At 65.5% G+C, this 9,746-nt stretch carries 10 protein-coding genes and 1 pseudogene; 9 read left to right on the forward strand and 2 right to left on the reverse strand.

The genetic code is table 11. The annotated features are described in order from the left end of the window. The 9 genes and pseudogenes from KNN17_RS21465 to KNN17_RS21505 form a co-directional block, all read left to right on the forward strand. Nucleotides 1-219 (forward strand): aldo/keto reductase (locus tag KNN17_RS21465; protein WP_241710869.1); only part of this gene is annotated, 219 nt, incomplete at its 5' end. Further along, nucleotides 216-698, forward strand: a complete 483-nt coding sequence (locus tag KNN17_RS21470) for a heme-binding protein (protein WP_241710870.1) — start codon at nucleotides 216-218, stop codon at nucleotides 696-698. The genes KNN17_RS21465 and KNN17_RS21470, both read left to right, overlap by 4 nt. A gap of 75 nt (nucleotides 699-773) precedes the next feature. Then, nucleotides 774-1,511 carry a sugar phosphate isomerase/epimerase family protein gene (locus KNN17_RS21475; RefSeq protein WP_241710871.1) on the forward strand — a complete coding sequence of 246 codons (738 nt, stop codon included), beginning with the start codon at nucleotides 774-776 and terminating at the stop codon, nucleotides 1,509-1,511. Then, the gene (locus KNN17_RS21480; protein ID WP_241710872.1) at nucleotides 1,508-2,674 is read left to right on the forward strand and encodes a Gfo/Idh/MocA family protein; all 1,167 of its coding nucleotides are present in this window, start codon (nucleotides 1,508-1,510) and stop codon (nucleotides 2,672-2,674) included. The genes KNN17_RS21475 and KNN17_RS21480 overlap by 4 nt, the downstream gene beginning before the upstream one ends. Before the next feature lies 1 nt (nucleotide 2,675). Next, nucleotides 2,676-2,909: pseudogene (locus KNN17_RS21485) on the forward strand (sugar phosphate isomerase/epimerase); the annotation flags it as partial. A gap of 114 nt (nucleotides 2,910-3,023) precedes the next feature. Next, nucleotides 3,024-3,884, forward strand: coding sequence for a TolB family protein (locus KNN17_RS21490; protein ID WP_241710874.1), 861 nt, complete (start codon nucleotides 3,024-3,026; stop codon nucleotides 3,882-3,884). 256 nt (nucleotides 3,885-4,140) lie between these two features. Next, on the forward strand, nucleotides 4,141-5,139 hold the full coding sequence (locus tag KNN17_RS21495; protein ID WP_241710875.1) for a sugar phosphate isomerase/epimerase family protein: 999 nt from the start codon (nucleotides 4,141-4,143) through the stop codon (nucleotides 5,137-5,139). A gap of 138 nt (nucleotides 5,140-5,277) precedes the next feature. Next, the gene (locus KNN17_RS21500) at nucleotides 5,278-5,499 is read left to right on the forward strand and encodes a hypothetical protein (RefSeq protein ID WP_241710876.1); all 222 of its coding nucleotides are present in this window, start codon (nucleotides 5,278-5,280) and stop codon (nucleotides 5,497-5,499) included. Nucleotides 5,500-5,711: 212 nt separating this feature from the next. Further along, on the forward strand, nucleotides 5,712-6,740 hold the full coding sequence (locus tag KNN17_RS21505) for a Gfo/Idh/MocA family protein (protein ID WP_241710877.1): 1,029 nt from the start codon (nucleotides 5,712-5,714) through the stop codon (nucleotides 6,738-6,740). A 775-nt stretch (nucleotides 6,741-7,515) separates the two neighbouring features. On the opposite strand, the gene istB is transcribed toward KNN17_RS21505, so the two are convergent. Then, nucleotides 7,516-8,304 carry an IS21-like element helper ATPase IstB gene (gene istB, locus KNN17_RS21510; RefSeq protein WP_241710878.1) on the reverse strand — a complete coding sequence of 263 codons (789 nt, stop codon included), beginning with the start codon at nucleotides 8,302-8,304 and terminating at the stop codon, nucleotides 7,516-7,518. After that, a partial coding sequence (gene istA / locus KNN17_RS21515; protein ID WP_241710879.1) for an IS21 family transposase occupies nucleotides 8,301-9,746 on the reverse strand: 1,446 nt, incomplete at its 5' end. The genes istA and istB, both read right to left, overlap by 4 nt.

Consider the following 9,746-nt stretch of genomic DNA (forward strand, 5'->3'; position numbering starts at 1 on the left):
GACCTGTGCCGGGAATGGGACACCGATCTCGCAACCGCAGCGCTGCAATTCTCGTTGCGCGATCCACGCATCCATATGTCCGTGGTCGGCATCAGCAAACCCGAACGCATCGGGGCGCTCCTCGCATCAGTCAACACGGAACTCCCGGTGGAATTCTGGTCCGCAGCCGAGGAACTCGTGCCGGAACCCTCGAACTGGCTGGATCCGGTGAATCCATGACTGACCAGACCGAGGTGGACCTGCGGGCGATGCTCGAAGAAATTCAAGCAGAAGTAGCCGAACGGGCCCTCCCGCATTTCGACCACGCTGACGCGCGAAGGATCGGATCCGCCGCGGCAGCCTTGGCAGAACGCGATCAACTGCCTGTGGTGGTCGCCGTGTCCCGGGGAACGCAGCGCGTATTCCACGCAGCGTTCGCCGGGACCACCGCGGAACACGACGACTGGGTGCGACGCAAGATCAACACGACGATGCGCCACGAGATCCCGAGCCTGGAGTTCGTCCTCCGGCAGCAGCTCTCCGGGCACGCTCCGGAATGGCTCGACCAACGTGAATTCGCCATCGCGGGCGGAGCAGTGCCGATCGTCGTCGACGGAATCACCGTCGGCGCGATAGCCATCTCAGGGCTGGTGGGATCCATCCGGGAAGATCACGACCTCGCCATGCAAGCACTGCGAGCGGCCCGCACCCACCCCTGACGCCGAAGACGGACCCACCGAACACACAGTCCGATTCGATCAGTATTTGAAACGCCAGCACTTAAGGACAACACATTGTCGTATTCGATCCAGCTGTACACCCTCCGCAACGCCCTGCAGGAAGACCTGCCCGGCACCATCAGACAAGTTGCAGAGCTAGGCTTCACCCAGGTAGAGCCCTATAACTTCGTCGCCACGGCCGCCGAGCTGGGCGCGGCCCTGAAGGAGAACGGCCTGACCGCCCCGTCCGGCCACGCCCCGCTGCTGAGCCAGGACCAGGACCAGATCTTCGCCGCGGCCAAGGAACTGGGCATCAGCACCGTGATCGATCCCTACCTCCCGGCCGAGCACTGGCAGTCCGCCGAGGATATCCAGGCCACCGCCGCGAAACTCAACGCCGCCGCCAAGAAAGGTGCCGGGTACGGCATCCGCGTCGGCTACCACAACCACGCCTGGGAGCTGGAGTCCAGCATCGAGGGCCAGACCGCCCTGGAGTACTTCGAAGGACTCCTCGACCCGGAACTGGTCCTGGAAGTGGACACCTACTGGGCCGCCGTCGGCGGCCAGGACCCGGTGCAGCTGCTGCAGCGCCTGGGCGACCGGGTGAAGTTCATCCACATCAAAGACGGCCCCGTCTCCACCGACACCAAAGCCCAGCAGCCGGCCGGGCAGGGCAAGATCCCCGTGTGGGATGTCATCGCCGCGGCACAGTCCCTGGAGGTCGGCGTCGTGGAGTTTGACGACTACTCCGGCGACATCTTCGACGGCATCGCCGCGTCGCTCGCCTACCTGAGCGCAGGCAAGGCCCAATGAGCCGCCCCGTTCCCTTGGGGGTGGCCATGATCGGGTACGCGTTCATGGGCAAGGCCCATTCGAATGCGTGGCGGAACGTGGCCAGCTATTTCGACGTTCCGGCCTTCGAGCAGAAAGTGCTCGTGGGCCGGGAACCGGAACAGGTGGCCGAGGCCGCCGCGAAGTACGGATGGAGTGAGGCCGCCACGGATTGGCGCGAGGTCATCGCGCGGGATGACATCGACATCGTGGACATCTGCGCCCCGGGCTGGATGCATGCCGAGATCGCCATCGCCGCCCTGGGCGCCGGCAAGCACGTCCTCGTCGAGAAGCCCCTCGCCAACACCCTGGCCGAAGCCGAAGCGATGGTGGCAGCGGCTGCCGCCGCCCGCGCGCGTGGCGTGCAGTCCATGGTCGGGTTCAACTACCGCAGGGTTCCGGCCCTGGCGCTGGCCCGGGAGCTGATCGCGGAGGGCCGTCTCGGCACCATCCGGCACGTCCGTGCCGCCTACCTGCAGGACTGGCTCGTGGACCCGGACTCGCCCATGACCTGGCGCCTGCGCAAGGAGACCGCCGGCTCCGGCGCCTTGGGCGACATCGCGTCCCACGCGATCGACCAGATCCAGCACCTGACAGGACACACGGTTCTCGAAGCCTCCGGAGTTCTCAAGACGTTCGTTGCCCAGCGCCCCGGCCCGCACGGTCTGGAGGATGTCACGGTCGATGACGCCGTCTGGGCAACCTTCTGGCTCACCGGTGACATGGGCGCCTCGGTTGAAGCCTCCCGTGTGGCCGCCGGGCAGAAGAACAGTCTCCGGATTGAGGTCTACGGCACGGATGGCGCTTTGACTTTCGATTTGGAGAGTCTCAATGAACTGAACTTCCTCGACGCCACCGCCCCCGTCCGCGAACAGGGCTTCCGCCGGATCCTGGTCAACGAACCCGAGCACCCCTACATGGACGCGTGGTGGCCGCAGGGCCACGTGATCGGCTGGGAACACACCTTCACCCACCAGATCCGCGACTTCCTCCTGGCCATCCGCAACGGCGAGGCGCCGTCTCCGTCGTTCGATGAGGGACTGCAGGTCCAGCGCGTGCTGGCCGCCGTGGAAGAGTCGGCGAGCAACAAGAGCACGCTTACCGTTGTCGACCACAAGTCGTTCGCCACCGTGGAAGGAGCCTGACCTGCCCCGCCCGTACACCCTGTTCACCGGCCAGTGCGCCGATCTCCCCTTCGAGGAAGTCGCGCGCCTGGCCTCCGGCTGGGGCTACGACGGTCTGGAAATCGCCGTCTCCGGCGACCACCTGGACGCCTGGCGCTGGGACGAACCCGGCTACGTCGACTCCAAAATCGCCGTCCTGGACAAGTACAACCTCAAAGTCTCGGCCATCTATGGTGACCTGGCTTGCCGATCGATCTCGCACTGAGCGATCGGACTCCCGAACGAAGGAAGACGAATGATTTCATCAACCAACTCCCGCGGCCTTCAGACCTCACGATCCCCGGGCCGGGACGCCTTGCAGCCAGGTCAGGTGTCGCAGCTCATCATTGCCGACGTGGAAGAAGGGACCGAGACGCTCGTGTTCCAGTCGGAGCGTCTCGTCGAGTCGCCGAACTGGACGCCGGATGGCCGGTGGCTGGTGGTCAACAGCGAAGGGAAGCTCTGCAAGATCCTCGCCGACGGAAGCGGCGACCTCGAACCGATCGACATCGGCGATGTCCAGGGCGTGAACAACGATCATGTGCTCTCGCCCGACGGGGAGCGCGTGTACTTCAGCGCGCTGGGCCACTTGTACTGTGTGAGCCTCGCCGGCGGCGACGTGCGCCGGGTGTCAAATGTGCACGCGGCGGAGGAGCGGTACAGCTATTGGCTGCACGGTATCTCACCGGACGAGCAGACGCTCGCCTACGTATCGGTCGAACCCGAGGGCAACGAGCCTCGCGCACGGCGAAACATCGCGACCATCCCGGCAGCGGGCGGTCCGGATAACCAGGTGACGGAAGGGGTGAACGACTACGATGGTCCGGAGTACTCCCGCGACGGGAAGTGGATCTATTACAACTCTGAGGAGGCGGCGACCGTCAAGGGTCACGCCCAGATCTTTAGGATGCGACCGGACGGCACGGAACGGCGGCAGTTGACCTTCGACGCGCGGGTCAACTGGTTCCCGCACTTCACACCGGACGGCCGGGAATTCGTGTACATCAGCTACCCTCCCGGCACGATCAGTCATCCCGCCGATATGGACGTGGAGCTCCGCATATTGCCCGCAGATGGCGGCGAGCCCCGCACCGTTGTGAAGCTGTTCGGCGGCCAGAGCACGATGAATTGCAACAGCTGGGCGCCGGATGGAAAGCGGTTCGCGTTCTTCGCGTACCCATCCACCATGTAGCCGGGGACACCGGATAGGGGTCGCTTCGATACGGTCCTTCCCCTTCGAGTCGATATGACCGATCCCGCTTCGACGACGCCGCCAAACCGCCGGGTCCGGCGCCCTCGGCGACATCGACTCCCGCGCTCTCGACCAGGTGTTGTTCCTCCGAGCGCCCGGGCCCCATGTCTGGTCGCCGTCGAGGAAAGCGCCGCGGCCAAGAGTTCGCTCATCCAGCTCACCCCGTCCGCCCAGCCCCCTACCGAAAGAGTCTGACATGTCCCGCCCGTACACCCTGTTCACCGGCCAGTGGGTCGATCTGCCCTTCGAGGAAGTCGCCAAGCTCGCCTCAGGCTGGGGCTACGACGGCCTGGAAATCGCCGTCTCCGGCGACCACCTGGACGCCTGGCGCTGGGACGAACCCGGCTACGTCGAATCCAAACTCGCCGTCCTGGAAAAGTACAACCTCAAGGTCTGGGCCATCTCCAACCACCTCAAGGGCCAGGCCGTCTGCGATGACCCGATCGACTTCCGGCACGAGGCCATCGTCGGAGCGCGCGTGTGGGGCGACGGCGATCCTGAGGGCGTGCGCCAGCGCGCCGCGGAGGAAATGAAGCACACCGCCCGGCTCGCCCAAGCCCTCGGCGTGGACACCGTCGTCGGATTCACCGGCTCCTCCATCTGGCAGTACGTCGCGATGTTCCCGCCCGTGCCGGAGAAGGTCATCGAGGCCGGCTACCAGGACTTCGCCGACCGCTGGAACCCCATCCTGGACGTCTTCGACGAATGCGGGGTCCGGTTCGCCCACGAGGTCCACCCCTCCGAGATCGCCTACGACTACTGGACCACCGTCCGGACCCTCGAGGCGATCGGCCACCGCGAAGCCTTCGGCCTGAACTGGGACCCGTCCCACTTCATGTGGCAGGGCATCGACCCCGTCTCCTTCATCTGGGACTTCAAGGACCGGATCTACCACGTCGACTGCAAGGACACCAAGCTGCGCCCCACCGGCCGGAACACCGTCATGGGCTCGCACCTGCCCTGGGGCGACCCGCGCCGCGGCTGGGACTTCGTCTCCGCCGGCCGCGGCGACGTGCCCTGGGAATCCTCGTTCCGCGCGCTCACCGCGATCGGCTACGACGGCCCCATCTCCGTCGAGTGGGAGGACGCCGGCATGGACCGACTCCACGGCGCCCCCGAAGCCCTCGCCGCCCTCAAGAAGTTCGACTTCCCGGCCTCGAACACCTCCTTCGACGCCGCCTTCAAACAGAACTAAGGGGTCCCTTTAGCCGGCCGAGCATTCGGGTCGTTCACCGGCAACACCGGGCCGTCCATTCGCACGGTCTTCACGTTCGTTCTGCCCGCTGGCTGCTCTCCACAAAGGGACAGTCGAATCACCTCTGAAAGGAAATTCATGGAATTTGACCAGATCGTTGCCGACTTCCGCGTCGAAGGCAGACTCGAGATGGAGAAGAAACTCGATGCCGCCGTCAGATCGGCCCGACGGCAGGCCGGTGCGGACCGAAGGCGGGGCGTGCTCGTCACACGCCACGATTTTGACCACTTTTCCGTGTCACTAACCCCTCGGGTGCCCTTTGGATTCACGCAGGAACTCGACCACGCCGGGCGCATCTGACCATTCTGTATTTCCTGGGTCGGGCACGCCCTCGGAGATGATCTAGGCAGTGCCCAGTGGGGTCCTCGGCCGATCTCTCTGACGCAGGACCGTCACGGTGGGAAAACACCGCGGTGTCGAAATTCAAGTCCTGCAATTGTCACCACTCAGCACGAGCCACCGGCGTGCTAGGTATCTGTTCCCCGACCCCTAGTTAACCGAGAGGTTCCCCCATGTCGCTCATTTTGCCTGTACCCAGGATCATTCCGGCTGACGCCGTTCCGGCCCTTCGCTGGGGCATCGTCGGCACGGGAATCGCCGCGCGCTTTGTACATGCGCTCCACGCCCATACGGGCCAAAGGGCCGTCGCAGTCGCGGCCCGAGACTCCGCAAAGACCCAAGCGTTCGCTGACGGGCATGGCATCCCACGTGTGCACCAACACCCGTCCGCGCTCATCGCCGATCCGGATGTCGACGTCGTCTATGTGTCGACACCACACCCGCTGCACCACGACCTCGCCCTCGAGGCAATCAGCGCAGGCAAGCATGTCCTGATCGAAAAACCGATCGCGATGTCGGCCGAGGAGACCCGAGCTGTCACCGCGGCGGCGCGCCGTGCGGGGGTGCTCGTGATGGAGGCCATGTGGACCCGCTACCTGCCGCAGGCGGACATCGTCCGCCAACTCCTCACCGACGGGGTTATTGGCGAAGTCCATTTGGTGCGCGCTGACTTTGGCTTCGCGTTCCCGTTCGAGGCTAAACACCGCCTATGGAACGCCGAACTCGGAGGAGGTGCCCTCCTGGATGCGGGCATCTACCCAGTCTCATTCGCGTCCTCGGTGCTGGGCGCTCCACATTCCGTCACGGCCGCCGGCGCGGTAGCGGCAACCGGCGTAGACGCGCGCGCTGATCTTCTCCTGACTGGTGGGACTGGAGCAACTGCCCTTGTATCCACATCGCTCGTGACGTCCATGCCTGTCGTCGCGTCGATCATGGGGGCCTCCGGCCGGATCGAGGTGGCCAGTCCGTTCTTTGGCCCCTCCGGAGTAACCCTGACGACCGGGCAGATTGGCTCGGAGGAGACCGTTGCGTGGCGGGACGAGACGTTCGCGTCTTTGCACGATGGCATGGGCTATCAGGCCACTGCGTTGGCTTCCTACGTGGTCGAGGGACGGACCGAATCCCCGTTACACCCACACGACGAACTGGTATCGATCATGTCCACGATCGACGAATCCCGGCGGCAGATAGCCGCCGCCTGACGGCACGGGCTCATCCACGCCAAACAGGAGAATTCATGATGGCTTCACCTCCGACATCCCACACGGCCAGCCCGCAGCGCCAACCCAGGCTATCCGCCACACCGCCGTCTTCCGCCTCACCCACGAACTCGTTCCTCGACCGATGCGGCCTGTCTCGAAAACGCAGCCACCGGATTTACATCGATCGCGGGGTGCGGGACAGCGCCCTCGCGATCGGCAACTCCGATCCGATCCACGCTCTCTCAATCGCGCATGCCGCCCGCGAGTACCCGATCTGTCGGTCGCCTGGCTTCGCAGCATCGAACGCGAGATCCGCCTTCTGTGGGGACCTCGTCGCCGAACGCATCTGCCTCATTAGCCAACAACTCCGCTGACACCTGCACGGGCCGGTCCTGCAGGGGTGGCCCCGTCCTCGAACGAATCAAATCCAATTTGGCAGACTTCTCCGAGGTCGTAGCCAACCTCGCTCAAAGGCCCTTGAACCACCTGCGACAGCTTCTCGCCGCAGGCGGGGACAACGGCAGAGAAGTCCGGCGAATCCTAAAATCCGATTATCCGACCTCGTATGTCAAGCTCTGTTGGACGACCAGAAAACCTCTGCATCGAGCAGGCCCAACCTCGCTGGAGCTCCAGAAAGTCACCTATGTCAATGGCCATGAGTTTCTGCCCACCGGCGGCCAGCTAAAGTGCCCGCTGGTGGCCAGTAAAACTGCCCGGTGATGGCCAATAGATCTGCCCACTGAGTGGTTCGGCGGGATTGGCCATCGTGGTTGGTTTAGTTCAGTTGGGTGACTCCTTTCCCGGCGAGGGCCTGGGTGAGGCGGATGGAGTCGCCGCTGGTCTGGCAGACGTGGGCGTGGTGCAGGAGCCGGTCCACGGTGGCTGTGGCCAGGGTTTTAGGCATGAGTTCGTCGAAGCCGGCAGGGTGCAGGTTCGAGGAGATCGCGACGGAGCGTTTTTCGTAGGCTGCGTCCACGACCCGGTAGAGGCCTTCGGCGGCGTCGGTCGCGACCGGCAGCAGGCCGATGTCATCAATCACCACGAGGTCGGCGCGGAGGATGCGGGTGACTGCGCGGGTGACGCTGTCGTCGGTGCGGTGGGCCCGGATCAGGGCGCCGAGGTCTTCGAGCTTGAACCAGGCCACGCGCATCCCGGCTTCGACGGCTTGCTGGCCGAGGGCTTCGAGGAAGAAGGTTTTCCCGGTGCCGGAGGGTCCGCAGACGACGAGGTTTTCCCGCCGGCCGATCCATTCCAGAGTGCGTAGGGCCTGTTGGGTCGGTGCCGGGATCGAAGATGCTGCGGGGTCCCAGGCCTCGAAGGTTTTGCCGGTGGGGAATCCTGCTGCTTTGCGCCGGGTGGCGAGCATGGACCTGGCCCGGCCGGCGGTTTCTTCGGTGAAGAGGGCCTTGATGATTTCGGCTGGTTCCCAGCGCTGGGCGCGCGCGGTCGCGATGAGTTCCGGGGCCAGGGCCCGGGCGTGGGGCATTTTCAGCTGACGCATCAATGCTTCGAGGTCGGCCGGCAGGGCCGGGGCGGTCGTGTTCGTGGTGGTGACCGGGCTCATCGGGTCTGCTCCTTCGGGGTGGTGGCGGGTCCAGTGCCCATGGCAGCCCACGCGCCGGTGCCTTGGGTCAGGGACCGGGTCTCGTCTGCGGCATGGGTGGTCGTGCGTCGGATGTTGGCGTTCAGGATCGAGGCCAGGTCCTGGTGCGCGAACCGGCCGTGGAGTGCGGCGTCGCCCAGGGCCCGGTCCACCGTCTCGGTTCCTGCGATTTTCGCCAAGGTCACGGCTTCGGCCATTTTCACGTTCATCCGGGCCGTGCCGGCGGCGGCGGCTTCCACCAGCCAGGTCCTGGCACCCTCACCGATGGCCAGGAACTCGGCCTCGTCCGCGCTGCGGGCCTTCACGGCATAGTCACCCGGGATCCTTGTCCTTGTTCCGGGGAAGTGCTCATCGTTGATGGCCGGGCTGCCGGGCCTGGCCCGGCCATGCCTTGCAACCTCAACGGGCCCGCCGGGGCCGTGGTTGACGATGACGACCTGCTCGCCGGGCCCGGTGCCGTGAGCGCGGACGAACACCCGGGCGCCGAGCAGGTGAGAAGGAACGGAGTATTGGGCGTTCTCGAAGGTGACCATCGGGGTGTTCTCCGCAACGGTGCGGGAGAGCCCGAACGCGACCGTATGGGCGGTCTGCGGGATCCGGTGCAGCCTCGGTGCTTCCTCGGCCAGCACGGCGCAGGGTTTGCGCCGGGTCACGCGGTGCTCACGGTTGTTCACCTCGTCCATGAAGACCTCGCAGGCCGCCTCCAGCTCAGCGAAGGAGGTGTAGTCGGCCCGCAGGTTGGTGTCTTTGGGCACGAGGTCGGCCTTAGCAAGTTTCACCGATGCTTCCACGCCGCCTTTCGTGGCCGGGTCCGCTGGCTGGCAGGTCAGCACGGTGACGCCGTAGTGTCGGGCGAAGCCCAGGGTCTGCTGGTTCCGCACCGGCACCCCGGCAACATGGGCCGTGGTGACGGTCTTCTCGTTGTCCGTGAGCACATACGTCGGCGCTCCGCCCAGGATCCGAAAGCACCGGTCCAGGGCGGCGAACACGCTTGGCGCAGTCCGGTCCCGCAGCGGGATCACGATCCGGAACCGGGAGAACGCCAGCCACGCTACAAACAGAATGGTTTTCACCCCGTCGATGCGGGGTCCGTCGCCGAAGTCGTACTGCAGCCACATCCCCGGCTCGGTGATCCAGGGCCGGTGGACCCGCACATGGCCCAGCCGCCAGGCGGCTTTGACCTGCGCGATCGCGCGGCGGGTGGACCGCTCCGAACCCTCATAGCCCAGGGCGAGGAGCTTCTGGTGGGCTTTGTCCGCGCGGATCCGCCCCTTCGACGACTCGACCCATTCCTCGATCTTGGGCAGGTACGCGTCGGTGACCCGGTCCCGCGCGGCGGGTTCTCCGATTGGCCGGCCGGCGTCCCGGGCAGCTATATGCCTGGCAACGGTGTGGTGGGAACA

The sequence above is a fragment of the Arthrobacter bambusae genome (assembly GCF_022606295.1).
GTDB classification, from domain to species: Bacteria; Actinomycetota; Actinomycetes; order Actinomycetales; family Micrococcaceae; genus Arthrobacter; species Arthrobacter bambusae_A.

Bases quoted from the DNA above. Each gene is read 5' to 3' on its own strand.
- KNN17_RS21505 (WP_241710877.1), top strand. From the start codon at position 5,712: ATGTCGCTCATTTTGCCTGTACCCAGGATCATTCCGGCTGACGCCGTT.
- KNN17_RS21495 (WP_241710875.1), top strand. From the start codon at position 4,141: ATGTCCCGCCCGTACACCCTGTTCACCGGCCAGTGGGTCGATCTGCCC.
- KNN17_RS21480 (WP_241710872.1), top strand. From the start codon at position 1,508: ATGAGCCGCCCCGTTCCCTTGGGGGTGGCCATGATCGGGTACGCGTTC.
- KNN17_RS21500 (WP_241710876.1), top strand. From the start codon at position 5,278: ATGGAATTTGACCAGATCGTTGCCGACTTCCGCGTCGAAGGCAGACTC.
- KNN17_RS21470 (WP_241710870.1), top strand. From the start codon at position 216: ATGACTGACCAGACCGAGGTGGACCTGCGGGCGATGCTCGAAGAAATT.
- istB (WP_241710878.1), bottom strand. From the start codon at position 8,304: ATGAGCCCGGTCACCACCACGAACACGACCGCCCCGGCCCTGCCGGCC.